Origin of the sequence: Streptomyces sp. SBT349 (genome assembly GCF_001083795.1) — a bacterium.
Classification (GTDB): domain Bacteria; phylum Actinomycetota; class Actinomycetes; order Streptomycetales; family Streptomycetaceae; genus Streptomyces.
In genome coordinates, this window is the sequence record NZ_LAVK01000066.1 from 1 (window position 1) to 26,860 (window position 26,860).

A 26,860-nucleotide genomic window follows, 5' to 3' on the forward strand; every position below is an offset into this window, starting at 1 on the left:
TGCGGCCTCGCGCCGGTGTCGTCGGGGCCGGCGAACGGCGGCTCCAGGACGAGGGAGGTGCCGGGCTGGTCGGCGGGGCCGACCGTGATCCAGCGCATCCCCTCGTGCTCGTCGGCGCGGCACAGGACCGCGGCCGTCCCGGTGTGGCGCAGTGCGATGGCGCGGGGCTCGGGGGTGAGGTTCTGCACGCGCAGCAGCAGCCCGCGCCGGTCGCGCGGCTCGGCGACGGTGGCGTGGCAGCCCTCGGGCAGGCCGAGGTCGAGCAGGGTGCCCGCCCGGGCGCCCAGCGGCCTCGCGCCGGTGTCGTGCTTGTCGAGGCGGGTCACCTCGGAGACCATCGGGGCCGCCCTGGTCTCCAGGCCGAAACGGGAGGCACGCGCCGGGTCGAACGCGCCCAGCGGCGTGAACGCGTACCGCAGCGTCAGCGAACCCTCCTGTTCGGGAGGGGTGTTGGTCGGCCAGTAGTTGTTGAGGACCCAGGAGAGGACCGTCCCGTTCTGCGCCTCGAACGTCTCGGCCCAGGTGCCGCGCACCACGTCGCCGACCGTGAACAGCGGCGCGTCGGCCGAGCACCAGGCGATGTCGTCCACCGTCACGCCGTGCTGCGTGGTGAACCACTCGTTGCAGGCGCCGGGGGCGTGGTCGGCGGCCGGGTCCACCCAGCCCTGCTGCCGGTCGTAACGGATCCGCGGTCGGCGGTCCCCGGCCTCCGGGGCCTCGCCGGGCGCGGCGGCGAAGGGGAACGGCACATACACCGACTCCTTGGCCAGCACCCGTTCCTTCTCCAGGCGCACCGTGACCTCGACGCGGTCCTCGCCGTCGCGGAACAGCAGGTCGGTCTGGACGAACGGCAGGCCCGGCGCCGCGCCGACCGACCGCAGCCGCCAGCCGTCATGGGTCCGCGCCACCCCGACGGGGGACAACGAGGCCGCGACGACGGTGAGTTGGGGAGGCAACGTGGCGGGGCGGCGGGCCAGGAGCGAGCTGCGCGGCGCCCGCCCGTGACGGTGCGGCACCCCGGTGTGCGCCGGGCGGTCGCCCCGAGTGAGGGAGTCGGGGCCGTTGAGCACATGGAGCACCTGGCCCAGCCGGTAGGGCGAGGCGGCGTCCAGCAGCGCGCGCCCGCTCCGGCGGTGGATCAGGCGCGAGACGGTGCCCGTCTCCGGGTCGAGGCCGATCTCCCACCGCTCCGTGGTCAGCGTCCGGGGCACCGGCCGCCACGCCGGCGGGGCGGGGGCCACCCGGCCGGGTGCCGTGTCGCCCGTGGGGTCGCCCTCGTCGCCGTTGGGCGTCACCTTGTGGGCGGTGCCGAGCGGCAGGGCGCGGTAGCCGAAGCCGGGCACGTCCCGCACGGTGAGGCGCACCCGGTGCAGCCCGTCGCAGTCCTCCATCACCTCGTAGGGCAGGGGCGGTTCGCCGATCGGCGTGCCCGCGGGGACCTCGGCCTCCACGGTGATGTCCCGCTCCCAGCCCAGCGGGTTGTGCACGAGGAGGGTCGGGCCCCCGGTGGTGACCAGCTCGCCGAGCTGGCTCAGCGCACGCCGCGACTCGTCGAGCGCCGTGCGCAGGGCGGTGTGCACGCGGTGCCGCTTCCAGTCCAGCTGGTCGCCGACCTGCTCGCCGTGCGGGTGCCCCACGCTGTGCGACCACGTCCAGGTGTGCTCGCACCCGTACAAGGCGCCCTCCCAACCCCGGTCCAGCGCAGCCCTGTTGGGGCGGTAGCCGGGGTCGGCGCGGGCCACCAGGGCGGCCAGGCACTCGGCCGCGGGCAGCGCGGACTGGGCGGCGCGGTGCTCGGCGACGACGGCCGCGCCCGTTCCCACGCCGTCCTCCCAGTAGCTCCCGCCGTCGCCGCGCCACACCGGCAGCCGGTCGGCCAGCGGGCGGACGGCGGCCAGGTAGTCGGCGAGGGTGGACACGCGCAGCCGCGGATGGGCGTAGACGGCGTTCCAGCGGGCGGCGAAGCCGGCGTCGCCGTCGGCCAGGTCCTCGTTGTCGGCGTGGGTGCCGATCAGCGCGAGGTCCTCCGGCAGATAGCCGGGGCGTTCATAACGGGCCAGGTAACGGGGGAGGGACTGCGCGCCGCCCGTGACGGTCTGCGGGTCGGCCACCATGAACCTGAGCTGTGAATAGGCGTCGGCGAAGTGCGTCAGCACCCTGCTGCCGTCCACGCCCTCCCAGCGGACCGGGGTGGCGAGGTGCTGGGCGTCGCTGTCGGCGTTGGCGCCGCGGCTGTGGTTCTCGATGCCGACGAACGCGGTCACGCCGAGCGCGGTGAGGATCGCCGGGAGGGCGGAGCTGTAGGAGGGGACGTCGGTGAGGTTGGCGTAGTCGACGGGGACGCCGTGCTCCTCGCGGAGCCGGGCGGCCAGGTAGGCGGCCCGGTAGGTCTCCTCCAGGCTCGCCACGCCGGAGAGGAAGAGGCTGTGGAACGCGTTGACGGCGAGCCGGCCGTCGCGCAGCGCGGCCAGGACCCGCCCGGCGCGCTCCTCGGACCGGGTGGCCAGGTACTCGTCCAGGATGAGCGACCCGTCGAGCGAGAAGCGGAACCCGTCGTCCTCCTCCAGCGCGGCCAGGGCGCGGTCCAGGTTCCGGCTGTGGAGCTCCAGGACCTTGCCCTGGGTGTCGGTGTAGCCGACGTCGAGGTGGACGTGCGGGATGAGGTGGAGGGTCCACTTGCGGGCCGGGCGCAGGGTGGTGGTGAACGCGCCACCGCCGTCGAGCCGGACCGTGGCCTCGGCGTCCCCCGCGAACTCGGGTACGGGGAATCGCACGCGGACCTGCCCGAAGTCGCGGCCGACACGGGCGAGTTCGAGGTGATGGGCGTGGCCGTCGAGGCTCACCTCCGCATGGGCGGGCCAGGGCGCGGTGGCCGGGACGTCCACGGTGAGATCGATCAACTCCTCGGTGACCCCGTCGCGTTCGAGATAGAGCGGGGTGACCTCCAGCGTGGCGCTCGGCCGCGGAGGGTGGGCCGCCGCCGCCGCCGTCGCCGGGCGCAGGTCGAGGCCGCGCCAGGTGATCCCGGCGCCGAACCAGTTGCCGTACTGCTCGCGGCGGCCCGGGAGTTCACGGTCGAGGCCGTCGAGCGCCGGGCCGTCGAGCCCGGTGGCGGCGGCCCGGTCCACGGTGGTGGTGAGGGCCAGCAGGTGGGGGCCGGGCGCCAGCCAGGCGGCGGGGAGGCGGATGTCGAGAGCGCATTCGCCCGCGATGGGGCCCTGCCGGTCCACCTCGGCCCGGGTCTCGCGGACCACGCGGGGGTGGAAGAGACCGCGGTGCGAGCCGTCGAGTTCGACGGCGAGATCAGGGCAGGGCCCGTGCGACCCGGCGAACCGGAGCCGTAGCACGCAACCGGCCTCCGGCACCTGCCCGTTCTCCACGGTGAAGGCGATCTCGGCCCGGTGCTCGCGCCATCCGCTCCCCGCGTCCAGCGGACTCGGGTGGAACAGCGGCCAGTCGCGGTCGGACGCGGCCGGGCCGAGGCGGATGACTCCGCCGGGAGGCCACACCCCCTCGAACGGCGAGGCCACACTGCGGCTTTCCAGCACGCCGATGGCCCACAGGGGCTCCAGCTGAGCGGACAAGGGACGACCTCCGGTCGAGGATGAGACGGATGCGGACCACCGCCGCCGCGAAGCGCGGGCCGACGTCCGGCGGTTGCCGGCGGGAACGGTGGAGCCTCGGCTGGGCCGCCGGGCTGCCGTTGTGGTGTTCGCCGGGCGGATCGGGATGGGGCATCGGGGGGTGGGCGGCCCGAAGCCGCGCGGTGGCGGCAGCCACGGTGGCCCCCCGCCCGCGCGAGGCACCCCGCCCGGCTGTTGGCGCCGTGCCCGGTTCCGGCACGGAGCCCGGCCGTTGGCCTCGCCCCCGGCGGCGCGCGGCGCCCGCACGTCGGCTCCGCGCCTCGCCCCCGCCCCGGCCCGGACCCCGGGCCCGGCGGGGGCGAGGCGGCAGGGTGTCGGCTAGACGGACAGGACGCTGCCGAACTCCCTGAGCGCCGTGGCCAGATCCGCGTAGCGGTACGCCTGCACGGCCGTGTCGCGGGCGATCGCCTGGGCGGCGAGTTCGCCCGCCGCCTCGCCGAGCATGCCGTAGTTGGGCTCCATCCGCGGTGACAGATAGGCGACATGGCTGGAGGAGAAACAGACCGGGACGGTCAGGTTGTCGATGGACCCCGAGGACGGGAAGAGGCACTCGGCCGGGAGCTGGTAGAGGTCGACCCGCACATTGCCCTCCTCGCCGGTGAGCGATCCCTCGCCGATCAGGTAGCGATCGCCGTCCGGGTAGAGCTGCACCGTGTGGCAGTCCAGGCCGTATTGCCAGCAGGCCACGGACGTGGCCTTGGTGTTGTTCGGCGCGAACAGGTCGTGCTGCGTGAGGACATGGGCCCCCTTCATCCGCCGCCCCTCGCGGATGTAGAGCTGGTGCGGGAACCCGGCGCCGTGCGGGCTGTCGACGAACTCGTCGGCGGGCAGCCCCCAGGTGGCGGCGTCCGCGCGGAAGGACGCGGGCAGCGAGGGATCGTGGGAGAGCCAGTACTGCATCCCCTGGTGCCAGCGCACCTGTTGCTGGATGATCTCCTCGCGCCTTGCCCAGGTGCCGTCCGGGTACTCCCAGTTGACGCCCGGCAGGTCGTAGCCGATGAACAGGCCCTGGTTGGTCTGGTGCTTGGCGCCGGGTATGGCGGCCGTGGTGCCGACCATCTGGGTCAGGCCCGTGATGCCGCGGTAGTCGATGAGCGACCGCAGGTGGAGGTAGTGCGCCGGGTCGTAGCCGTCGGGGCGGGGGAACGGCAGCCGGTCGGCGGCCTGCGTCAGCACGCCGCGGAAGTTGTACGCCTGCACCTTCTCGTCGGCCGACCCCTCGGCGCCGCCGGGCACCGGGCCGACGGGATAGCCGGTGTTGGGCTCGAACAGCCCGCGCCGCAGCACCGTGTGGGGGCGGAACCCGGCGTAGGACTCGTCGTAGGCGGCGGACGACTCGCGGCCCACGTGGTAGGGGACGCCCGCGGCTGCCATCAGGTCGCCCTCGTAGGAGGCGTCGATGAAGAAGCGGGCGGTGACCCACCCGGCGGAGGACCGCACCGCCTGGATGCGCGTGCCGCTGACGGTGACGTCGGCGGGCCCGTTGATCCGCTGGTTCTTGCGGATGGCCGCGCCCGACTCGGTCAGCAGCCGCCCGGCGATCAGCTTGGCGACCTTGGGCTCGAAGCGGTACTGGGCGGGCGAGCCCACCCCGTAGTGCGCGCCGATCGCGTCGAAGAACGCGGTGCGGGTCAACCCGCCCAGGGCGCCGATGGTGTTGGGGATGTCCGTCTTGACCAGGCCGCCGGTGACCACGCCGCCGATATGGTTGGTCGGCTCCAGGACGCAGGCGGTGTAGCCGCGCCTGCTCAGCCGCAGGGCGGCCATGAGGCCCGCCAGCGTGGCGCCGTAGATCACGGCGTCGTAGCTCTGCGCCCGTGGCTCCGCGGTGGCGCCCGCGGCCAGGGCCGGGGGCCCGGCCGCGATGGCTCCCGCGGCGGTCGCCGCGGCGGTCAGGAAGCGTCTGCGCTCCATGGTTCGAAACCTTCCTCGTCGGCTCGTCGAACTGGTCGGTCGCGCCCGGACTCTCAGGCCCTCCGGGGCGGACTGGCGTACAGCGGGGTGGCGTTGCGCGTCGCCTGCGAGGGGCGGGTGGTGCGGATGGCCTCCGGCCAGGCGACCGGCGCGCCCAGCACGCCGGTGAGCAGGCGCTGCACGTCCTCGGTGTGGCGCGGGGAGTCGGCCACCGCGTGCGGCTCGGTGCGCTCGGCCGTGCAGTGGGCGGCGAGCGCGCCCACGGCCTCGCCGATGGACCACTCCACGGGGTGCAGCCGGTAGCAGCCGTTGGTGAGGTGGGTGGTGCCGATGTTCTTGGCGGCGGGCAGCAGATTGCGCATCCGCACGGGGATCAGCGCGCCCAGGGGGATCTGGAACGGGTAGCACTCCAGGTTGACGTAGGAGGCGCCGGACGCGCTGGGGTGCAGGTCGATGTTGTAGTGGCCGACGCCGACGCTGTCCGCGAACTCCACGGCGCCCGCGCCCTCCGGGCGGTCCACGACGGCGACATGCTGTTCCAGGACGGTGAAACGGGCCCTGATGCGGCGCGCCTCTCGGATGTAGACGGACTTGGCCAGGCCGTCGGCCGTGTCCACCAGGTCGGGCCGCAGCCGGAGCCCCTCGTACCCCTCCTCCGTCTGCATCCAGTGCAGGTAGGACAGGGACAGCTCGCGGCAGCGCGCCAGGGCGCGGTCGCGGTCGGCCGCCGTGACGCCGGGGCCGATCAGCGGGGCCTCCCAGTAGTCGGTGTTGGGCCAGTTGACGAGCGTGACATCCGAGTCGAACGCGCCCTCGGTGAACTGGCTCCTGGCCCTGATGCGGCGGAAGTGCCACAGGTCCGGGGAGGTGGGGGCGTCGATCGGGTCCTCGAAGACGCGGTTCTCCCGGCCGCTCAGCGTGTGGATGTCGATCTTCGTCCAGGACAGCTGCGGCCCCGGCCAGAACGGGTCGGTGTGCGTGCGCCAGTGGTCGTAGGAGGGGGGCCGCGGGCCGATGTGGCTCTCCCCGGGGCGGTATTCGAGGGGGAAGCACCAGGTGATCGCCTGCTGGTCCATCGGGTCGGCGACGGGCGCGGCGTAGGGCTCGCCGGTCTCCTCCCGGGACTCGGCTCCGACGACGTGCTCGACACCCGCGAGGTCGAGCAGGTCGCCGAGCTCCGTGGCGTCGACCACGAGCGGCGCGGTGACGGTGAGGTGCCCGCCGGTGCGCCCGTTCTCGAACGTCACCGACTCGACCCGGTCCCCCGACACCGCCGCGGCGACGGGCCGGTGGTGGTGGAGGACGGTGATGCGGCCGGAGGAGCGGTGGGGGGCGAGCAGTTCGTCGATGACGGCGACGGCCACGCGTGGCTCGTGGCAGAGGCGGCTGACCATGCCGAGCCCGGGGTTGAACGCGGGGTCGGCCGCCACCTCGGGGCGCAGCGGGTAGGCGCGCCGGTAGTAGTCGCGGATGCGGGAGCGCAGGCCGGCGTAGCTGCCGGAGATGTGGCCCGTCTCGATCCAGGGGTGCTCGTCGGAGGGCACGGCCTGGGCGGTGAGCTGGCCGCCGAGCCAGTCGGTCTCCTCGGTGAGGACGACGGTCAGCCCGAGTCCGGCGGCCGTGAGCGCGGCGGCGACGCCGCCCAGGCCGCCCCCGGCGACCAGCAGGTCCGCCCGCGAGCCCGCGCCTGCGCGGGCCCCGGCGCGTACCCCGGCGCCCGCCTCGTGGTCAGCGCGCATGGGCGAACTCCGCCTCGTACTCGGCGCGGATGGCGTCCCCGCCCTGGCGCCGCCAGTCGCCCAGGGCGTCGTCCCAGGCGGAGACCGGCTTGTTGCCCTGCATGATCTGGTTGAGCGTGTCCTGCATCAGCCGCTGGATGACGCCCTTCTTGGTGGTGTCGGTGTCGGAGTAGAGGCCGAATCCGGCGCTGCGGACGAGGCGCGGCACGACGCGTTCCTGGTAGGCGTGCTGGGCGCGGACGCGTGACGCGTCGCCGGGGCCCAGGAACGGCGGGCCTTCGGTCAGGTACGCGAGCGGCAGCCTGGTCTCCGTCTCGCCGGTGCCGGTGAGGGTGGGCACGCCGTCCTCCAGGGTGAAGTGCTCGCCCTCGACGCCGTAGCCGCGGAAGAGGTGCTCCTCGGTCCCGATGGGCGCGGCCAGCCAGTTGGCGAGGGAGAGCAGCTGCTCGACGCGCCGCCGGTCGTCGGTCTTCTTCAGGGCGGTGAGGGCGAACGTGGGACCGCCCGCGTAGTGGGCCGCGTCGCCGCCGCCGTCGTGGGCCGGCGCGACCAGGGCGCCGACGGAGATGCCGTAGGTGTTCGCCAGCAGGTCCCAGGCGGCGGCGCCGTCGCGGTTGATGGCGGTCTTGCCGGTGCCGAACCAGATCCGCGGGTCGGAGGTGGCGGCGAAGGAGTCGGGGTGGAAGACGCCGTCCCGCACCAGGCGGGCGAGGTCGTCGGCGGCCTGCCGCGCCTCCTCGGTCTCGAACCAGGAGGTGAACGTGCCGCCCTCCTCGCCCCACTCGTTGGGCGCGCCGAGCATCTGCATGAGGAAGGCCCAGGTGGACAGCGGCCCCGCGGAGCCGAAGCCGAGCGCCCAGCGGCCCGCGCGCTCGTCGGTGAGGCCGGCGCACAGCTCGGCGAACTCGGCGAAGTCGGCGGGCTCCGGGTTGAGTCCGCGCTCCTCGATGAGGTCGGCGCGGCAGAGCATCAGGGAGCCGACGGAGGGCCGGGGCGTGGGCAGCGCGTAGATGCCGCCGTTGTAGACGCAGGCGCGCCAGGAGTCGGTGGGGATGTTGGCGAGGAACGGGTAGCGGCGCACGGCGTCGCCCGACAGGTACTCGGTCAGGTCGGTGAACCGGGCTCGCAACACCTGCGCGCGCTGCGGCTGGTCGAGCCTGATCTGCACCAGGTCGGGCAGGTCGCCGCCGGCCAGGACCGCGGAGAGGCGCTGGAGATAGCTGGAGTCGGGGACCATGTTGAGCTTCAGCTCGGTGCCGAGGCGGTCGTTGAGCGCCTGCCAGTAGGCGTTGTCCCCGGTGTCGGGCGGCACGGGCTCGAAGAGGTTGACCAGGGCGGTGATCTCCTCGCCCGCGGTGCCGGGTTCGCCGGTGATGCCGCGCACGGGCGGGGACGGGTAGGCGAAGTAGCCCGCCAGAACGCCGTCCTGGGAGGCGGGCAGGTCCGGCTCGACGCCGGTGAACGGCACATGGTCGGGGAGGGTGACCGCGCGGTTGGCGGCGCCCTGCTCCGCGGGGTCCGTCCCGCCGCCGCAGGCGGTGAGCAGCGGGGCGGAGGTCACGGCGAGCGCGACGCCCGAGGCGCCCGCGAGGAAACGTCGGCGGCTCATGGGTCCGATGTCCACGGCGGAACCCCTTCCTGCGATTGCTAATATCACTGATAAACTGAGGTGCATTTCGGTCTCGCGCCGGTGCCGATGAAGCTAGCGGAACGGTGCGGTGGTGCGTCAAGACGTCTGCACGGCTCAATTTTCGGGGATTTCGCGGCGGATAAGAATTAGCAATATCAGTGGTGGACTACCGGGCCACGCCGGTGCTATGAATGTCCGCAGCCCATCAGCCGTTCGCGTGGAGGGACCTACATGCCCGCAGGGGAAGCGCTCGAAGGACTCCGCCACTGGCATCCGCCCCGGGCCGAGGGGGCGCCGTCGCCGCCCGTCGAGGCCGATCTCGTGGTGTACGGCGGCACCTCGGGCGGCGTCACGGCCGCCGTGCGCGCCGCGCGGGCGGGGCTGTCCGTGGTGCTCGCCGTGTTCGGCGACCGCGTCGGCGGCATGACCTCGGGAGGGCTCGGCCTCACCGACACCGGCCACCCGAAGGCGGTCGGCGGCCTCGCCCGCGCCTTCTACGACCAGGTCGCCGCCCACTACCGGGAGCCCGCGCCCCGCTGGGACTTCGAGCCGCACGTCGCCTCGGACACGTTCGAGCGCTGGCTCGCCGACGCGGGCGTCGAGGTCCGCCGCCGCCAGCACCTGGAAGCCGTCTCGCTGAGCGAGGGCCGGATCAGTGAGCTGCGCACCGACGACGGCACCCGCTACCGCGCCTCCGTCTACGTCGACGCCTCCTACGAGGGCGACCTGATGGCCGCCGCGGGCGTCTCGTACACCACGGGCCGCGAGTCGTCCGCCGTCCACGGCGAGTCCCTGGCCGGCGTCCAGCCCAGCACCAACCACCAGTTCCGCTTCCCCGTCGACCCCTACCGCGTGCCGGGGGACCGGGGGAGCGGGCTGCTGCCGGGCATCTCACCCGACCCGCACGGCGAGCCCGGCGAGGGCGACCACCGCATCCAGGCGTACAACTTCCGCCTCTGCGTGACCACATCGGGGGACCGGCTGCCCTACCCGAGGCCCGCCGGATACGACCCCGACCGCTACGAGCTGCTGCGGCGTCATGTCGAGGCGGGCGGCTACGAGTTGTACGGCCGCACCTGCCTGGTCCACTCGGGGCCGCACGGCGACGTCTTCGACATGAACAACCACGGCGCCTTCTCCTCCGACCACATCGGCGCCAACTACGCCTGGCCCGAGGCGGGTCACGCCCGCCGGGAGGAGATCTTCCAGGACCATGTCCGCTACCAGGCCGGGCTGCTGCACTTCCTGGCGGACGACCCGCGGCTCCCCGCAGGGATACGCGAGCGGACCCGCGAGTACGGCCTGTCGCCCCGTGAGTTCGCCGACTCCGCGCACTGGCCGCCCCAGCTCTACATCCGAGAGGCCCGCCGCATGGTCTCCGCCTATGTCGTCACCCAGGCCGACGGCACCGCCCGCGCCGCCGCCTCCGACCCCGTCGCCCTGGCCTCCTACGTCATGGACTCGCACAACACCAAGCGCGTCCTGGTCGAGGGGCGGCCACGCAACGAGGGCAACGTCCAGCAGTCCGTCACCCGGCCGTTCGGCCTCTCCTACCGCTCGATCGTCCCGCGCCCCGGCGAGTGCGAGAACCTGCTGGTCGCCGCGGCCGTCTCCGCCTCCCACGTCGCCTACGCCTCCGTGCGGATGGAGCCCGTCTTCATGATGCTCGGCGAGGCCGCGGGCGCCGCCGCGGCGCACGCCCACGAGGACCGCGTCCCCGTGCAGAAGGTCCCCTACGAGGCGCTCCGTCACGACCTGGTGGCGGGCGGTGCGATCCTCGACTGGCCGCCACCCGCGACCGGCGCCCGCTGACGGGCGCCGCGCACGCCGGGCACACGCGTTCGGCACGCGCGCGCCCGGCGCACGGCGGTCACCCGCAGCCCGCAGCCCTCGACCGAAGGATTCCGACCGTGTCATCACTCCAGGCCCGCGGCCCACGCCAGGCCGACGTCGCACGCGAGGCCGGGGTCTCCCAGTCCACCGTCTCGATGGTCCTGGGCGGCGCCGCCGAGCGGCAGCGCATCTCGCCCGAGACCAGGCGCCGCGTCCTGGAGGCCGCCAGAAGGCTGCGCTACTCCCCGGCCGCCGCGCCCCGCGCCGCCGCCGGCGCCCCCCGCCCCACCCGCGGGCTGCTGCTCGGCGTCCACACCTTCGAGCCGGTCTTCCCGACCAGCACCGGTGATTACTACTTCGAGTTCATGCGCGGCATCGAGGAGCAGGCCGTCGCCGAGGCGTGCAACCTGGTGCTGTTCACCGCCACCCAGACCGAGGACGGCATCCGCCGCATCTACGACGCCGAGGGCACCAACGCCCTGCGGCACGCCCTCGGCAGCGTCCTCCTCGGCCACCACGCGGGACACGAGGAGCTGGCCCGGCTGGCCCGCGAGGGCTACCCGTACGTGTTCATCGGCCGCCGCGAGGTCCCCGACGCCGACGTCGCCTATGTCGGCGGCGACTACCGGGCCGCGACCGCCCGCATCGTCGACCAGCTCGTGGCCCTGGGCCACCGCCGCATCGCCTACCTCGGCGAGGAGAAGCGGGACGAGCCGCAGAACGACCGGTGGGAGGGGTTCAAGGCGGCCCTGACCCGTTTCGGACTCGACGTCCCCGAGCCCGCGTTCACCGCGCCCGACGCCCTCACCACCCAGTGGCTCGACGCCGCCCTCGCCGGCGGCGCCACCGCCCTGCTCGTCGAGTCCGTGAACCTCGTCCGCGTGCTCGCCGTCATGACCGGCGTCCGCGGCCTGTCCATCCCCCGCGACCTGTCCGTCGTCCTCCTCGTCGACGACCCGGGCGGCCCCGCCGCGTCACACCCCTGGGCCTGCCTGCGCGTCCCGCGCAACGCCATGGGCCGCCGCGCCGTCCGCCTGCTGGTCCAGCTCCTCGGCGACCCCTCGGGCGACCACGACCGCCAGATCCTGCTGCCCTGCGAGCACACCCTCACCGGCACGGTCGCCCCACCACCCACCGGGAGCACCCCATGAGCCTCAGCCTCGGACCCCTCACCCGCCGGAGAAAGGACCCGCCGGACCCGCCCCCCCCCCCCGGCCGCCCACCCGGCAACGCGGGGCGCCTCGCCCGCATGCGCCGCGACCGCCTCCTGCTCCTCCTGGCGCTGCCCGGCATGGCGGTGATCCTCCTCTTCCACTACATACCGCTGCTCGGCAACGTCACCGCGTTCCAGGACTACCAGCCGTTCCTCGGCATCTCGGGCTCCGCCTGGAACGGCCTGGAGAACTTCGAGGTCATCGTCAACGGCGACCCCGCCTTCCTGAACGCGCTGCGGAACACGCTGCTCATCTCGTTCATCCAGATCGTCCTCGTCTTCCCCATCCCCATCGCGCTCGCCCTGCTGCTCAACTCCCTGCTCTCCGAGCGCGTCAAGCGCCTGGTGCAGTCCGTCCTCTACCTCCCGCACTTCATGTCCTGGGTGATCGTCGTCGCCCTCTTCCAGAACATGCTGGGCGCCGGCGGACTCCTCAACACCTGGCTGCGCACCCAGGGCCACGGCACGTTCGACATCATCGGCAACCCCGACCTGTTCGCCGTGCTCATCACCTCCCAGGTCGTCTGGAAGGACGCCGGCTGGGCGATGATCCTCTTCCTGGCCGCCCTCTCCCGCATCGACGCCCAGCTCTACGAGGCCGCCTCCGTGGACGGCGCGAGCCGCGCCCGCCAGACCTGGCACGTCACGCTCCCCGGCATCCGCGGCGTCATCGTGCTCCTGCTGATCCTGCGCCTGAGCGACGCGCTGACCGTCGGCTTCGAGCAGATCATCCTCCAGCAGCAGGCCGTGGGCCTCGAAGGCTCCGAGGTGCTGGACACCTATGTCTACAACCACGGCGTCCTGGGCGGCGAATGGGGCGTGGCCGCCGCCGTCGGCCTGGTCAAGGGCCTGGTCGCCGTCGTCCTCGTGCTGGGCGCCAACAAGATCGCCCACATCTTCGGAGAGAGAGGGGTCTACCAGTCGTGAGCGCCGTCGCCACCCCCCACCCCGTCGCGCGCGGCCTGAAGGGCATCGTCCTGCTCCTCGCCTGCGCCCTGGTCGTCCTGCCCTTCCTCTCCGTCGTCTCCACCAGCCTCGCCGACCCCGGGCAGGTCGCCGAGGCGGGCGGGTTCGTCCTGTGGCCCGAGCACCCCACCCTGGAGTCCTACCGGGCCGTGCTCGCGGGCGACGCCGTCACCCAGGCGCTGATGGTCTCCACCGGCGTCACCGCCGTCGGCACCGCCCTCTCCCTGGCCTGCACGGCGATGCTCGCCTACGCCCTGTCGCGGCCCGGCTCGTTCGGCTCCAAACCCCTGCTGCTCACCGTGCTGTTCACGCTGCTGTTCAGCCCCGGCATGATCCCGAGCTACCTCATGGTCAAGCAGCTCGGCCTGCTCGACTCCTACTGGTCGCTGATCCTTCCGGTGCTGATCAACGGCTTCAACGTCATCGTGATGCGCGCCTTCTTCATGGACCTGCCCGGCGAACTCATGGACTCCGCCCGCATCGACGGCGCCGGCGAACTCCAGATCCTCCTGCGGGTCGTGCTGCCCCTGTCCAAGGCCGTCCTCGCCGTCGTCGGCCTCTTCTACGCCGTCGCGTACTGGAACAGCTTCTTCACCGCCCTGCTCTACATGAACGACACCACCAAGTGGCCGCTCCAACTCGTGCTGCGCACCTATGTGGTGGGCGGCGCCAACCTCGGCGGCGACCAGGCGGGCGCCACCGAGGTGCTGCCCCCGCAGCAGTCGCTCCAGATGGCGATCCTGGTCATCAGCATCGTGCCGATCCTGCTGATCTACCCCTTCCTGCAACGCCACTTCGCCAAGGGCGTCCTGGTGGGCGCGGTGAAGGGCTGACCCGGGGCGCCACCCCGGCGGCGCTCCGGCCCCGGCGCGGCCCGGCCTATGGCTGGGGACGCCACTGCTCCGGGCGAAACAGTGGCGTCCCGACCTATCGGGAGCGCCCCCGCTCGTTCCTACTGTGCCGCCATGCAGAGCAACCCGAACGGTGACGCGAGCGCCGCCGCCCCCCTGCCCGCGCCCGCTCCCGCTCCCGCCCCGTTCCTCGCCGGGCGCACCGCCCTGGTCACCGGCGCGGCCGGAGGGATCGGCCGGGCGTGCGCGCTGGCCCTGGCCGGCGCCGGGGCACACGTCCACGTGGTGGACCTGGCGGAGGAGGGAGCCCGGAGGACCGCGGAGGAGACCGGCGGCTCGCTCACCGTCGCCGACCTCTCCGACCCCGCGGCGGTCGACGCGCTCCCCGCCGAGGTGGACATCGTCGTGAACAACGCGGGCCTCCAGCACGTCGCGCCCCTCCACGAGTTCCCGCCCGAGCGCTTCGCACTGATCCAACGGGTCATGGTGGAGGCGCCGTTCCGCATCCTGCGCCGCACCCTGCCCCACATGTACGCCCACGGCTGGGGGCGCGTCGTCAACATCTCCTCCGTCCACGGCCTGCGCGCCAGCGCGTTCAAGGCCGCCTATGTCACCGCCAAGCACGCCCTGGAGGGGCTGAGCAAGGTCACCGCCCTGGAGGGCGCCCCGCACGGTGTGACGAGCAACTGCGTCAACCCCGCCTTCGTCGACACGCCCCTGCTCCGCAACCAGATCGCCGCCCAGGCCGCCGCCCACGGCATGCCCGAGGCGGACGTCGTCCGCCGCGTCATGCTCGAACGCCCCGCCATCAAGCGGCTGATCGCACCCGAGGAGGTCGCCCAGACGGTGCTGTGGCTGTGCGGCCCCCACACCGGCTACCTCACCGGCGCCTCCCTGCCGCTCGACGGCGGCTGGACCTCCCACTGACCCGAACGCCCCGACGCCCGCCCCATAGGCAGCGGGCCGTTCACCTGCCAAGATGGCCGCCGAGATGCACGAACAGACACCGTCGGCCGTCCACCACGCCCGCGTGCTGCTCGACCTGCTCGCCGAGGACGCCTCACCCGAGGACTTCGGGGGCGTCCCCGCCGCCGCCCGCCGCGGCGGGGTGGCGGCCGAGGAGCTCGCCGAGATAGAGCGCGCCACCGCCACCGCCCTGCGGATCAGGGGCGTGCTGCGCCAGCACCGCCGCCGCGAGGCCGAGTTGACCGCGCTCTTCGACACCGCGGGCGACCTGGCGGCGCTGCGCGACCTCGACGCGGTGCTCACCTCGATCGTCCGGCGCGCCCGCGCCCTGCTGGGCACCGACACCGCCTACCTCACGCTCCCGGACGAGGAGGCGGGCGACACCTATATGCGGGTCACCGACGGGTCGGTCTCCCCGCTCTTCCAGCACCTCCGCCTGGAGCTCGGCGAGGGCCTCGGCGGCCTCGTCGCCCAGACCGCCACCCCGTACGCCACCCACCAGTACCCGACCGACGAGCGTTTCCGGCACACCAGGACCATCGACGCGGGCGTCCTGGACGAGGGCCTGGTGGCCATCCTGGGCGTCCCGCTGCTGCTCGGGTCGAGCGGCGGCTCCGGCGGCGGTCCTGGCACGGGCTCGGGCGGCGGTCCTGGCTCGGGCGGCGGTCCGGCCGGCGCGGGCCCGGAACGCAAGGTCATCGGCGTCCTGTTCGCCGCCGACCGCACCCCCCGCACCTTCGCCCCCGACGAGGTCGCGCTGCTCTGCTCGCTGGCCGCGCACGCCGCCATCGCCATCGACACCGCCAGGGCCCTGGACGACACCAGGGCCGCGCTCGCCGAACTGGCCGAGGCCAACGCCGTGATCCGCGCGCACTCCGCCGCGATGCAGCGCGCCGCCGAGGCGCACGACCGGCTGACCGACCTGGTGCTCCGCGGCGGCGAGCTCTCCCAGGTGGCCACGGCCGTCGCCGGGCTGCTGGGCGGCGCGATCACCATCCACGATGCCGCCGGAAGCCCGCTGACCGCGGTCGGCCGCGACGGAGGCCGGTTCGACGGGCGCCAGGACCCCGCCGAGCTGGCCGGGGCCGTCGCCGACTCCCGCGCCACGGCCCGCGCCGTGCACCGCGGCGGCCGGTGGATCTGCGCGGCGCTCGCCGGAGCCGAGATCCTCGGCTCGCTGGTGCTCCACGGCCGCCGCGAACTCGCCGACGCCGACCGCCGGTTGTTCGAGCGCGCTGGGGTGGTCACCGCGCTGCTGCTCCTGCTGCGGCGCTCCGTCGCCGAGGCGGAGAACCGCATCCGAGGCGAGCTGATCACCGACCTGCTGACCGCCCCCGAGCGCGACCCGAAGGGCCTGGCGGAACGGGGCAGGCGGCTCGGCATCGACCTGGAGCGCCCCCATCTGCTGCTCGTCGCCGAGACCTCGGCCGAGGCCCGCAAGCGGCTGGCCCCGGCCGCGCGGCAGCACCTCTTCGGCACGGACGGGGTCAGCGCCGAACACGGCGGCGCCCTGGTGCTGCTGACGCGCCACCGGGAGACCGGGCCGGACCCGGGCGAGGCCGCGCGGGCCGCGGCGGCGCAGATGAGCCAGCTGGTCGGCGCCCCCGTCACGGTCGGCGCCGCGGGCCCCGCGGCCGGCCCCCGGGGCCTGGCCGCCGCGCACGCCGAGGCCGCCCGCTGCCTGCGCGCGCTGCGGGTTTTGGGCCGGGAGGGCGACGGCGCCTGCGCCGCCGAACTCGGCTTCCTCGGCGTGCTGCTGGGCGACGTGCGGGACGTGGCGGGCTATGTCGCCACGACGCTGGGCCCGTTGCTGGACTACGACGCCCGGCGCGGCACCGAGCTGATCCGCACGCTGCGCGCCTACTTCGGCTGCGGGCGCAGCCTCACCCGCGCCAAGGACGAGCTGCACGTCCATGTCAACACCGTGGTCCAGCGCCTCGACCGCATCGAGGCACTCCTCGGCCCCGGCTGGAACGGACCGGAGCGCGAGCTCGAACTCCAGCTCGCGCTCCGCCTCCACCTGATGGCCGAAGGGCCCCGGCGCGACCTCAGCCGGTGAGCCCCCAGTCCCGGGCGATGTGGTAGCTGGAGCACAGGCTCGCCAGGAAGTACGCGCCCGCCGTGCCGCACTGGTCGGGGCCGCTGCCCGGCGCCACCGGGGTGCCGTGGCCGTTGCCCGGGGTGAGGTAGCCGACCACCGGCGGGGCACCGGCGGCGCCGTTGTACACCGAGCGCGTGGTGTTGGCCGGAAGCTGCGAGGTCGCGTCCGCCTGCTGATCGCCGCCGACCACCTGCGTCCACTGCTTGACCGACTCTTGGAGGTTGGCGGTGGCCACCACGTAGTCGGCGCCGCCGTGCCACAGCGACACCGAGGGGCGGGGGCCCGTGTAGCCGGGGTACGCGGCGCGCACCCGGTCGCCCCAGCTCGCCGCCGTCGCCGTGCGGCCGGGGAACATGCAGGAGAACGCGTCCACCATGCTGGTGGCGCACCCGTGCGGTATGCCCGCGACGATCGCGCCGCCCGCGAACACGTCCGGGTAGGCGGCCAGCAGCGAGCCCGTCATGGCGCCGCCCGCCGACAGGCCCGTCACGTAGACCCGGCCGGGGTCGGAGCCGAGCGAGCCGACGGTGTGGTCGACCATCTGCCGGACGGACAGCGCCTCGCCCGCGCCGCGCGCGGTGTCGCCCGGCTGGAACCAGTTGAAGCAGCGGCTGATGTTGTTGCCCGTCTGCTGCTCGGCGGCGACCAGCGCGAAGCCACCCGCGTCGGCGAACTTCTGCCAGCCCGAACCGTCCGTGTACTGCTGGGCGTTCTGCCCGCAGCCGTGCAGCAGCACCACGACCGGGGAGCCCGGCGCGAGCCCCGGTGGCACATAGCGGTACATGGCCAGGTTGCCCGGGTTGGAGCCGAAGGAGGTCACCCGCTCCAGGGGCGCGGCGGCCTGCGCCTGGCCGGTGGAGGTCAGGACGGACACCAGGCTCAGCGCCAGCGCGGCGAGCAGGGTGGCCACCCGGCCCGGCGGGCGCGGTCGCGCGGCCGGGCGGAACTGTGCGGTTCTCATGGAGGCGATCCCTTCCGGCGCCGTGCCGTCCCGGCCCGGCGCCGATGGATTCCTGTGGGGTTGTCGCGCACCGTAGGTCCGGGCCCTGCGAGCCCATACGTCTGCCGGGGCCATGGCGGCCCGCCGGGCTGTGTGTCCCGCATACATTGCCGCGGGGGTCGGCCGGGCGGACGCTGCTGCGGGATCGCCGGGAGCGGCGGTCCTCCGCCGAGTCACCGCCTCACCGCGTCACCGAGCCGCCGAGACAGGGAGCCGCCGCGCCATGAGAACCGTCACCAGAGTCATCGCCGCGACTGCCGTGGCGGCGGCCCTCGCCACGGCCTGTTCCGCCCCGGGGGAGAGCGGGGACGGCGCGGGCGGGGAGGGCGGATCCGGGTCCGTCACCGTCGCCCTGATCACCTCCACCTCGGGCCCGCTCGCCTCCTACGGCGAGCAGTACCTCCAGGGCTTCGAGGCCGGGCTCGACCACGCCACCGGCTCCACCGGCGAGGTCGACGGCATCGCCATCGAGGTGGTCCGCTCCGACGACGCGGGCGAGCCCGCCTCCGGGGTGTCCCTGGCCCGCCAGCGCATCGACGAGGGCGCCCGCATCATCGCGGGGACCGCGTCCTCGGGCGTCGCCGTCCAGATGGCGCCGCTCGCCGAGCAGAACGAGGTCCTGTACATCACGGGACCCGCGGCGACCGACAGCGTCACCGGCATCAACGACTGGACCTTCCGCTCCGGCCGCCAGACCTACCAGGACGTGGTGACCGCCAGCGAGATCCTGGCGGCGGGCGAGGGCGATGTCGCGCGCGACGGCGGCAAGGTCGTCGTCCTCGCCCAGGACAACGCGTTCGGCCAGGCCAACGTCGCCGCCGTGGAGAGCGTCCTCAGCGCCCAGGGCCTGGAGGTCGGCTCGGTGCTCGTGCCGCCGTCCGCGACCGACCTCACCCCCTCCGGCGCCCAGGTCCTCGGCCAGGACCCCGACCTGGTCTTCGTGGCCTGGGCCGGGGACACCGCCCAGACCATGTGGACCACCCTCGACCAGCAGGGCGTCCTGGACGCCGCCACCGTGGTCACCGGCCTGGACATCCGCGCCACCTACCCGGTGTTCGGTGAGGCCCGCGACAAGATCGCCCTGCTCGCCCACTACGTGCCGGGCGCCACCGACACCCCGGAGGCACGGGCCATGGAGGCGTACTTCGCCGAACAGGGCTGGGAGCCCGACCTGTTCAGCCCGGACGGCTTCACCGCCGCCCAGATGGTCGTCGAGGCGGTCCGCGCGGGCGCCGAGGACGCCGACACGGCCGCGATGGTCAGCGCCCTGGAGGGCTTCAGCTTCTCCGGAGTCAAGGGCGAGCAGAGCGTGCGGGAGTCCGATCACGCCCTGCTCCAGCCGATGTTCGAGGCCAGGTTCGAGGGCGACCTGCCGACGGTGGTCCGCACCCTGGACGCCGCGACGGTGGCGCCGGCCGAGCCCGCGGGCGACTGACCATGGCCGCGCCCGCCGCCTCGGCCGCCTCCGCCGCGCCCGCCGCCGCCCGGGGCTCCGCCCCGCCCGTTCTCGCCCTGTCCGCCCTCACCTGGTCCGTCGGCGCGGTCACCATCGTGGAGGACGTCGAACTCGCCGTCGGCGAGGGGGAGTTGCTGGCGCTGATCGGGCCGAACGGCGCGGGGAAGACCACGCTGTTCAACCTGGTCTCCGGCGTCACCCGCCCCAGCGCGGGCGCCGTCCTCCTCGACGGCCGCCCCGTGCACCGCCTGCCCCCGCACCGCCGCGCCCGCCTCGGCATCGGACGCACCTTCCAGTCCTCGTCCGTCTTCCCCACCATGACCGTGGCCGAGCACGTCGACCTGGCCGCCCGCGCCGTCGGCGCCCGCCGGGTCGCCGCGGCCGAGGTCGCCGGCGTTCTGGAACGGGTGCGGCTCGCCCACCGCGGAGCCGAGCCCGCCGGTGGCCTCTCCCACGGGGACAAGCGCAAGCTCGAACTCGCCATGCTCCTCGCCTCGACCATCCACCGGGAGGGCCCCCGCCTGATGCTGCTGGACGAACCCATGGCCGGGGTCGCCGCCGAGGAGGTGGACGAGCTCACCGAGGTCATCCGCTGGCTCCACCGCACGGAGGGACGCACCCTGCTGATGGTCGAGCACCACATGGACGTCGTCCTCGACCTGGCCGACCGGATCGCCGTGCTGCACCACGGAGTTCTGCTGGCCCACGGCGACCCCACCACCGTGATGGCCGACCCCGAGGTGCAACGGGCCTACCTGGGGGAGGCGTTGTGAGGGCGGCCCTCGTCACCGTGGACGGACTCCAGGTGGAGATCGCCGGATCCCGCGTCCTCCAGGGCGTCGGCTTCGAGGTGCCCGCCACCGGCGTCACCGCCCTGATGGGCCGCAACGGCGTCGGCAAGACCACCACCGCCCGGGCCATCCTCGGCGTTCTCCCCGACGGGGGCAGGATCACCGGCGGCCACATCACGTTCGACGGCCATGACATCACCCGCGAGGCCGCCCACCTCACCGTCCGCCGCGGCATCGGCTACGCCCCGGAGGATCGCGGGGTGTTCGGCTCGCTGACCGTCGCGGAGAACCTGGCGCTGGCCGAACGCCCGGACCGCCGCGGCTCGTCGGCCCCCGCCTACGACCTGGTCCACGACCTCTTCCCCGACCTCAGGGACCGGGCGCGGCAGCGGGCGGGCACCCTCTCCGGCGGGCAGCAGCAGATGCTCGCCCTCGCCCGCACCCTGCTCAACGAGAACCGGCTGATCATCGTCGACGAGCCCACCAAGGGCCTGGCGCCCCGCGTGGTGGCGCAGGTCGCCGAGGCACTGCGGCGAGCCGCCACCGAGGTGCCGATGCTGCTGGTCGAGCAGAACCTCGCGGTCATCCGCGCGCTGGCCGACCACGCGGTGGTCCTGGACAACGGCCGCACGGTGCACGCCGGTTCCGCCGCCGAACTGCTCGCCGACCGGGAGCGCACCACGAGGCTGCTGGGCGTCGGCCGCGCCACCCGGCTCACGGACGCCGACGCCGACGCCGATGCCGCCGACGCCGCCGATGCCGACAGCGGCGCCGAGGAGGATGTCACCGCGTGAACACCCTCGTTCTGCTCACCCTCACCGGACTCGGCCTGGCCGCGCTCTACTTCCTCATCGCGTCGGGCCTCGCCCTGATCTTCGGGCTGATGGACGTCCTCAACTTCGCCCACGGTGCCTTCCTCACGGTCTCCGCGTACGCCGCCTGGCGCACCGCGGACGCCATCGGCGGCACCGCCGGGCTGCTCGCGGCGCTCGGCGCCGGGGTCCTCACCGGCCTGCTGCTCGCCGTCGTCACCGAACTCCTGCTGATCCGCAGGCTCTACGGCAAGCCGAAGGAGCAGATCCTCGTCACCGTCGGCCTGTCGCTGACCATCCCCGCGCTGGTGCAGTCCTACGCGGGCGCCGACTCCCGCCCGTTCCCCGTGCCCGACTGGCTCTCCGGCACCGTCGGCGTGCTCGGCGCCCGCGTCCCCGCCAACCGCTTCCTCCTCATCGGCGCCGCCCTCGCCGTCCTGATCGGCGTGCGGCTGCTGCTGACCCGCACCCGCTACGGCCTGATCGTGCGGGCGGGCGTGGAGGACCGGGCGATGGTCTCCGCGCTGGGGGTGGACGTGATGCGCGCGTTCACCCTGGTCTTCGCCCTCGGCGGCGCCCTCGCCGGGCTCGCCGGGGTGCTCAGCGGCGTCTACTTCGGATCCGTCTCCCCGCACCGCGGCACCAGCCTGCTGATCTTCGGCTTCGTCGTCGTGATCATCGGCGGTCTGCACTCCATCACCGGCGTCGCCTGGGCCGCCCTCGCCGCGGGCCTGGTCCAGCAGTACGCCAACTACTACGTCTCCGGCGGCTTCGGCGACATCGCCGTGGTCGTCCTGCTCGCCCTGGTCATCCTCGCCAGGCCCACCCCCGGCCGCCGCGGGCCCGCCGAGTGGCTGCGCCGGCGCACGGCCACCCGGCGTCCCGCGCTCCACCCCGGAGGCACCGCATGACGACGACGACCGCCCCGACCGCCGAGGCGCCGGCGGGGGCCGCCCCCGCCGACCGCCCCCGCCGTGCCCGCCGCGGACGCTCCTGGGCGGCGCCGGTGGGGGTGGGCGTCCTGCTGCTCACCCTGCCGTACTCGGCGCTCGACATCCCGCTGGTCCTGGACGGGCCGGTCAACTCGGCGGGCTCCCTCCAACTCCTCGCGCTCTGCCTCGTCTTCGCGGGCCTGGCCCTCAGCTACGACCTGCTGTTCGGGCGCACCGGGCTGCTGTCGTTCGGCCACGCCCTCTACATCGCGGGCGGCGCCTACGGCACCCAGCTCGCCATGACCCACCTCGACCTGCCGCTGCTGCCCGCCGCCGCGCTCACCCTCGCCGCGGGCACCGCCGCCGCCTGCCTGCTCGGCGCCATCTCGCTGCGCCCGCTGGCGCTGGGCGGCATCGGCTTCGCCATGGTCACCCTCGCCTTCGCCCAGGCGGGCTCCATCTGGGTCGAACGCAACCCCGGCGGGCTCACCGGCGGCGAGGAGGGCCTGTCGCTGACCGCCGACTCGGTGCCCTCCCTCTTCGTCGGCATCGACAACACGGTCAACGTCTACTGGCTCGCCCTCGGCTATCTCGCCCTCGTCGCCGCGCTGGTCTGGACGGCCGTCGCCTCCCCCGCGGGCAAGGTGTGGCAGGCCGTCCGCGACAACGAGCAGCGCGTCTCCGTGCTGGGCCGCGACCCGTTCCGCCACAAGCTGGGCGCCTTCGTGCTGGCCTCCGCGCTGGCGCTGCTCGGCGGCATCGTCCACCTGCTGGTCACCTCGGGTGCCACGCCCGAGACCACCACCGCCGAGTTCACCCTCACCCTGCTGGTGATGGTCGTGCTCGGCGGCGCGGGCACCCGCTGGGGCCCGGTCATCGGCGGCGTCCTGTTCGTCTGGCTCGACCACCGGCTCACCGCGCTCGGCGTCTCCGACGCGGTCGCCGGCCTGCCCGAGCCGCTGGCCGCGCCGCTGTCCGAGCCGCTGGTGGTCCTCGGCGTGCTGTTCGTCCTCGCCGTCTACGCCGCGCCCGGCGGCCTGGCCGCCCTGGGCCGCGGGCGCCGCCGGGCGGGCGGGCCGCGCGGGGCCCGGTCCGCGCGGGCCGCTCGGGCCGCTCGGGCGGAGGAGCCGGTGAGCACGCGCGAGTTCACGGTGCGGGTGCGCGGCGGGGAGCTGGCCGTCACCCGCTGGTCCGCCGGGCACGCGGGGGGCGGGGGAGCGGCGCCCCTGATCGCCCTGCACGGCATCACCGCCAACGGCCGCTACTTCGCGCCCCTGGCCAGGGCCCTGGCGGCGGGCGGCCTCGCGGTGTACGCGCCCGACCTGCGCGGGCGGGGCGCCAGCCGCGACCTCCCCGGACCCTGGGGGCTGGCGGCGCACGTCGCCGATGTCCTGGCGCTCGCCGACGCGGTGGCGCCCCCGGACGGCGCCGGCGCGCTCCCGGTGCTGCTCGGCCACTCGATGGGCGCGTTCGCCGCCGCCCTGGCCGCCACGCGCCACCCCGGCCGGTTCTCACGGCTGGTCCTGGTCGACGGCGGCCTCGGCTTCCCCGCCCCGGCGGGCTCCGGCATCGACTCCCTGCTGGAGGCGGTGATCGGCCCGGCGATGCGGCGCCTGTCCCTGACGTTCCCCGACCGCGCGAGCTACCACGCGTTCTTCCGCGACCACCCCGCCCTGGCCGGTCACTGGAGCGAGGACCTGGAGCGTTATCTCGACCGCGATCTGACGGGCACCGCGCCGCGGTTGCGCAGCGCCTGCGTGCTGGAGGCGGTCCGCGCCGACGGCGCCGACGTTCTGTCGGGCGCCGAGACCCTGGCCGCGATCCACCGGATCAGTGACCCGACCACCCTGCTCTGGGCGGAGCGCGGCCTGCTGGACGAGCCGCGCGCGCTCTACGACGCGGAACGGATCGCCGCCGCGCGGCTCGACCGGGGCCCGGTCCGCGCCGAGCCGGTCGGGGACACCAACCACTACTCGATCCTGCTGGCCCCGCACGCGGTGACGGCCGTGGCCTCGGCCGTCACCGCCGGGCGGGAGCGGTGAACGGGGGTCAGCCCAGTTCGCGCTGGGCGTCGTAGAGGTTCCGCGGCCGGACGGCCCCCGGGTCGCCGTAGGACTCGATCCTGGTGTGCAGGGGGCCGTCGAAGTCGGGGACGTCGATCTGGCCGAACTCGGTGACCTCGCTGATGCCCACCGTGGCGCTGAAGGGCGCGATCCCGTCGATCTTGATCATCCCGGCCCGCTCGTTGGTCACCGTGACGTTCCAGTGGGCGAATCGCGCCCCGTACAGCGGGCCCGCGCTGGCGTCGCCGCCGTGGGTGCCGTTGTTGTTCACGGTGATCTCGGTGCGGACATTGGCGAACGGCATCCCGCGGTGGGAGTCGAAGGTGCCCATCTCCATCACCCCCCGCGACCAGACGTTGTAGCTGGACAGCCCTTCGACGTTGATGCCGTGCAGCTGCGTGTTCGGCGGGGTGGGCGTGGTGCGCGGCTCGATGACGAAGTCCTCGACCAGGTTGTCGTGGGAGCCCTCGCGGCAGCAGTAGGGGTGGTGGCTGCCGCGGCCCGACACCCGCGTGCGGCGCAGCGTGCACGCCTTGGCGGCCACCATCAGGAAGCCGTTGTCGGCGTTGGTGACCGTGACGTCCTCGGCCCAGCAGTCCCACGCGCACTGGAGCGCGACGCCGTTCCAGCCCGTGTCGAGCAGGTGCTGCGCCTGCGGGGTCTCGGGGAAGGCGAGGGTGACGCCCTCGATGCCCGAGCCGACGACGGGCGTGACCAGGGTGGTGAGCCGGGGTCGCCACTCCGGGCGGGCGTCCAGCGGCAGCGGGCGGTCCAGGGTGACCTGGCGGCGGGCCGGGTCCACGGAGACCAGGACGCAGGGCCACTCGTAGGGGACGTAGGAGGTGAGCTTGGTGCACGCGTCCCAGTCGTACGACGCGGCCCCCTCCGGGTCGCCCGCCATGTGCGCGAGCAGCGAGTGCCCCTCGTCGTCCGCCAGCCGGAGCAGGACCCGGTCGCCCGCCGCGAGCCCTTCCGCGTCGGCCACGGTGACGGTCAGGTCCCCCCGGCGGGCGGGCTCCACCGCGGTGATCTCCTCGAACGCGTCGCGGGCGTTGCCGGTCCAGCCCTCGAACGGCCAGGCGCGCGCGCGGATCGCGTCGGTCAGCGAGCGCCAGCGCGCGTCGGGGCAGATCCACACCAGCCCACCGGCCCACGACCAGGAGGACTTGTCGCCGCCGTAGCGGCTGCCGTACCAGCCGACGAGGTCGGTGAGGTTCCGTGTCGGGCGCAGGGTGGTCAGGCCGCTGCCCGCGCCGCGCAGCACGACATTGTCGTGGCCGATGCGGACGATGTCGTCCAGCCGGTAGTCGCCGGCGGGCAGCAGGACCGTTCCGCCGCCGCGGGCGCCCGCCTCCTCGATGGCGCGGTTGAGGGCCGCGGCGGAGTCCGCCGAGCCGTCGGGGACCGCTCCGAAGTCGCGGGCGTCGGCGACGACGGGGCGGCGCGGCAGCCTCGTTCGGCCGCCGAAGCCGCCCGCGCGGCCGACATAGGGGATCTGGGGATGGGTGTAGGGGGCGGAGCGCAGCTCCTCCCACAGCGCCGCCGCGCGCCGCCCGGCCCCGGTTCCGCCACGGGCCGCCGCGGGGGCGGCGGCCCACGCCGTCCCGGCCATGGCCGCGGCGGCGGTCCCGATAGCGCCGCGGAGCACTGTCTTCCGGTTGATCTCCATGTCCCGAGCCCGCCTCCACAGATGTGAACAACCTTCAGGTATGTGACTGGGAGGATCGCACGCGTCGCGGACGCGTGGAAGGGGTCGCGCGTACCGGAACTCACCCGCCGCCGCGCGCCGGCGCTCACTCCCTGCGGACGGGGCCCGGGTCTCGCTCCAGTGAGGGGACGGCGCAGGGGTCGCGCCAGGCGTCCAGGTCCAGGTTCTTCGCCATCGAGCTCAGCCCCAGGGCCTCGGTCCCGGCGCAGAACTCCTCGGCGGGCAGGTCGTACTCGACGTGGAAGACCGCCTTGCCCGCGTCGATGAACGGGCTCAGCCTGGCGCACTCGCCGAACGCCGCGCACTCCTCGTTGACCGCGAAGTCGAAGTCGTCCAGCAGCTCGGGGATCTGGTCCAGGTCGTTCTTCAGGCCGACCGCGAGGCCGCGCTCGCGCGCCAGGGAGGAGACCATGCGGTTGAACGCGAGCTGGTCCTCACCGGTCAGCGGGAAGCCCGTGTCGTTGATCCAGCCGTCGAGCAGGTCGGGCTCCACCGCGTCGAAGCCCTTGTCCCGGCACATGTCGAAGCGCGCGGCGATCAGCGGGCGCAGCGTGTCCAACTGCCGGATGTCCAGCCATTGTTCGCCCTCCCAGCCGTTGCCCAGGCCGCGCAGGGACGCCGGGAAGGCGCCGGCGTCCGGGCGCCAGTCCTCCCAGGCGCCGACGTTGACGTAGCAGATGACCCGCACCCCGCGCGCGTGCAGCTCCTCCACCACCGAGGCGTCGTGATCGAAGCCGTCGATGTCGTAGACGGGGACGTCGACGTCCAGGTCGAGTTCGCCGCTGAGCTGCCACTGCCACGCGAGTCCCGGCTCGGGCCGCCACCGCTCCCCTTCGGCCCCGGTCCCGTCCCCGGCCCCGTCCGTGCTCCCGGCCCCGTCAGCGCCGTCGCCCGGGTCCTCGCCGCCGCCCGCGCACCCGGCGGCCAGGAGCAGGGCCAGCGCGGCGAGCCCGGCCTTCGCGGCGTGCACGGCCCTCACGGCGCCTCCCACGTGTCGGGCGCGGCGCGGGACCAGCAGGCGCACCACACGCTCCTCTCCTGACCCACAGGTTAACCGCGGGTCCTCGCCCGGTCCCCGGAGCCGCCCCCTTTCCCGCGGGGGGAGGGGAGTAGAGTTAAGCGGACCGAGAGCGCTCCGCAGGCCGGCGGTCCCGTCGACTCCGTTCTCGGCGAACGACGATCCCGGCCCGATCCCGGTGAACGGTCGTACGCCATGCGCCCGACGGCCCCATCCCCGCGAC

General features: G+C 74.2%; 18 protein-coding genes. 11 read left to right on the forward strand and 7 right to left on the reverse strand.

The annotated features are described in order from the left end of the window. The 4 genes from ADY01_RS11065 to ADY01_RS11080 all read right to left on the reverse strand — a co-directional run. A partial coding sequence (locus tag ADY01_RS11065) for a hypothetical protein (RefSeq protein ID WP_049569928.1) occupies positions 1-3,584 on the reverse strand: 3,584 nt, incomplete at its 3' end. A gap of 378 nt (positions 3,585-3,962) precedes the next feature. Further along, positions 3,963-5,558, reverse strand: a complete 1,596-nt coding sequence (locus tag ADY01_RS11070; protein ID WP_049569932.1) for an FAD-dependent oxidoreductase — start codon at positions 5,556-5,558, stop codon at positions 3,963-3,965. Between the two features lie 53 nt (positions 5,559-5,611). Continuing rightward, complete coding sequence (locus ADY01_RS11075; RefSeq protein ID WP_078900193.1) at positions 5,612-7,297, reverse strand: FAD-dependent oxidoreductase; 1,686 nt, start codon at positions 7,295-7,297, stop codon at positions 5,612-5,614. After that, complete coding sequence (locus ADY01_RS11080) at positions 7,287-8,921, reverse strand: extracellular solute-binding protein (protein ID WP_049569935.1); 1,635 nt, start codon at positions 8,919-8,921, stop codon at positions 7,287-7,289. Before ADY01_RS11080 ends, ADY01_RS11075 begins: the two co-directional genes overlap by 11 nt. A gap of 237 nt (positions 8,922-9,158) precedes the next feature. Between ADY01_RS11080 and ADY01_RS11085 the strand changes: the two genes are divergently transcribed. The 6 genes from ADY01_RS11085 to ADY01_RS11110 all read left to right on the forward strand — a co-directional run bounded on the left by ADY01_RS11085 (position 9,159) and on the right by ADY01_RS11110 (position 16,815). Continuing rightward, positions 9,159-10,739, forward strand: a complete 1,581-nt coding sequence (locus tag ADY01_RS11085) for an FAD-dependent oxidoreductase (RefSeq protein ID WP_053170704.1) — start codon at positions 9,159-9,161, stop codon at positions 10,737-10,739. A gap of 98 nt (positions 10,740-10,837) precedes the next feature. After that, positions 10,838-11,911, forward strand: a complete 1,074-nt coding sequence (locus ADY01_RS11090) for a LacI family DNA-binding transcriptional regulator (protein WP_063784191.1) — start codon at positions 10,838-10,840, stop codon at positions 11,909-11,911. After that, a complete protein-coding gene (locus ADY01_RS11095) occupies positions 11,908-12,900 on the forward strand; it encodes an ABC transporter permease subunit (RefSeq protein WP_078900195.1) in 993 nt (330 codons plus the stop codon). The genes ADY01_RS11090 and ADY01_RS11095 overlap by 4 nt, the downstream gene beginning before the upstream one ends. After that, a complete protein-coding gene (locus ADY01_RS11100; RefSeq protein ID WP_049569940.1) occupies positions 12,897-13,772 on the forward strand; it encodes a carbohydrate ABC transporter permease in 876 nt (291 codons plus the stop codon). Before ADY01_RS11095 ends, ADY01_RS11100 begins: the two co-directional genes overlap by 4 nt. 132 nt (positions 13,773-13,904) lie before the next feature. After that, entirely contained in the window at positions 13,905-14,717 is an 813-nt protein-coding gene (locus ADY01_RS11105; RefSeq protein WP_049569944.1) for a 3-hydroxybutyrate dehydrogenase, read from the forward strand. A gap of 64 nt (positions 14,718-14,781) precedes the next feature. Beyond that, a complete protein-coding gene (locus ADY01_RS11110; protein ID WP_049569980.1) occupies positions 14,782-16,815 on the forward strand; it encodes a helix-turn-helix domain-containing protein in 2,034 nt (677 codons plus the stop codon). Here ADY01_RS11110 and ADY01_RS11115 read toward each other — a convergent pair. Beyond that, positions 16,805-17,818 carry an alpha/beta hydrolase family esterase gene (locus ADY01_RS11115; protein WP_049569948.1) on the reverse strand — a complete coding sequence of 338 codons (1,014 nt, stop codon included), beginning with the start codon at positions 17,816-17,818 and terminating at the stop codon, positions 16,805-16,807. The two genes, ADY01_RS11110 and ADY01_RS11115, sit on opposite strands and share 11 nt — an antisense overlap. A gap of 262 nt (positions 17,819-18,080) precedes the next feature. Between ADY01_RS11115 and ADY01_RS11120 the strand changes: the two genes are divergently transcribed. From ADY01_RS11120 to ADY01_RS41795, 5 genes are read left to right on the forward strand one after another with little or no spacing between them, the layout of a single operon-like run. Further along, a complete protein-coding gene (locus ADY01_RS11120; RefSeq protein ID WP_049569952.1) occupies positions 18,081-19,292 on the forward strand; it encodes a substrate-binding domain-containing protein in 1,212 nt (403 codons plus the stop codon). A 2-nt stretch (positions 19,293-19,294) separates the two neighbouring features. Further along, positions 19,295-20,086: an ABC transporter ATP-binding protein gene (locus ADY01_RS11125; RefSeq protein WP_049569956.1), complete on the forward strand. Its 792-nt coding sequence runs from the start codon at positions 19,295-19,297 to the stop codon at positions 20,084-20,086. Further along, on the forward strand, positions 20,083-20,898 hold the full coding sequence (locus ADY01_RS11130; RefSeq protein WP_049569960.1) for an ABC transporter ATP-binding protein: 816 nt from the start codon (positions 20,083-20,085) through the stop codon (positions 20,896-20,898). The genes ADY01_RS11125 and ADY01_RS11130 overlap by 4 nt, the downstream gene beginning before the upstream one ends. Beyond that, positions 20,895-21,827 carry a branched-chain amino acid ABC transporter permease gene (locus ADY01_RS11135; protein WP_049569963.1) on the forward strand — a complete coding sequence of 311 codons (933 nt, stop codon included), beginning with the start codon at positions 20,895-20,897 and terminating at the stop codon, positions 21,825-21,827. The genes ADY01_RS11130 and ADY01_RS11135 overlap by 4 nt, the downstream gene beginning before the upstream one ends. Next, entirely contained in the window at positions 21,824-23,890 is a 2,067-nt protein-coding gene (locus tag ADY01_RS41795) for an alpha/beta fold hydrolase (RefSeq protein ID WP_063784192.1), read from the forward strand. Before ADY01_RS11135 ends, ADY01_RS41795 begins: the two co-directional genes overlap by 4 nt. Before the next feature lie 7 nt (positions 23,891-23,897). Here ADY01_RS41795 and ADY01_RS11145 read toward each other — a convergent pair whose 3' ends face one another. After that, on the reverse strand, positions 23,898-25,580 hold the full coding sequence (locus tag ADY01_RS11145; protein WP_049569965.1) for a glycosyl hydrolase family 28-related protein: 1,683 nt from the start codon (positions 25,578-25,580) through the stop codon (positions 23,898-23,900). 124 nt (positions 25,581-25,704) lie between these two features. Beyond that, positions 25,705-26,598 carry an endo alpha-1,4 polygalactosaminidase gene (locus ADY01_RS11150; RefSeq protein WP_049569986.1) on the reverse strand — a complete coding sequence of 298 codons (894 nt, stop codon included), beginning with the start codon at positions 26,596-26,598 and terminating at the stop codon, positions 25,705-25,707. Positions 26,599-26,860 lie beyond the last annotated feature (262 nt).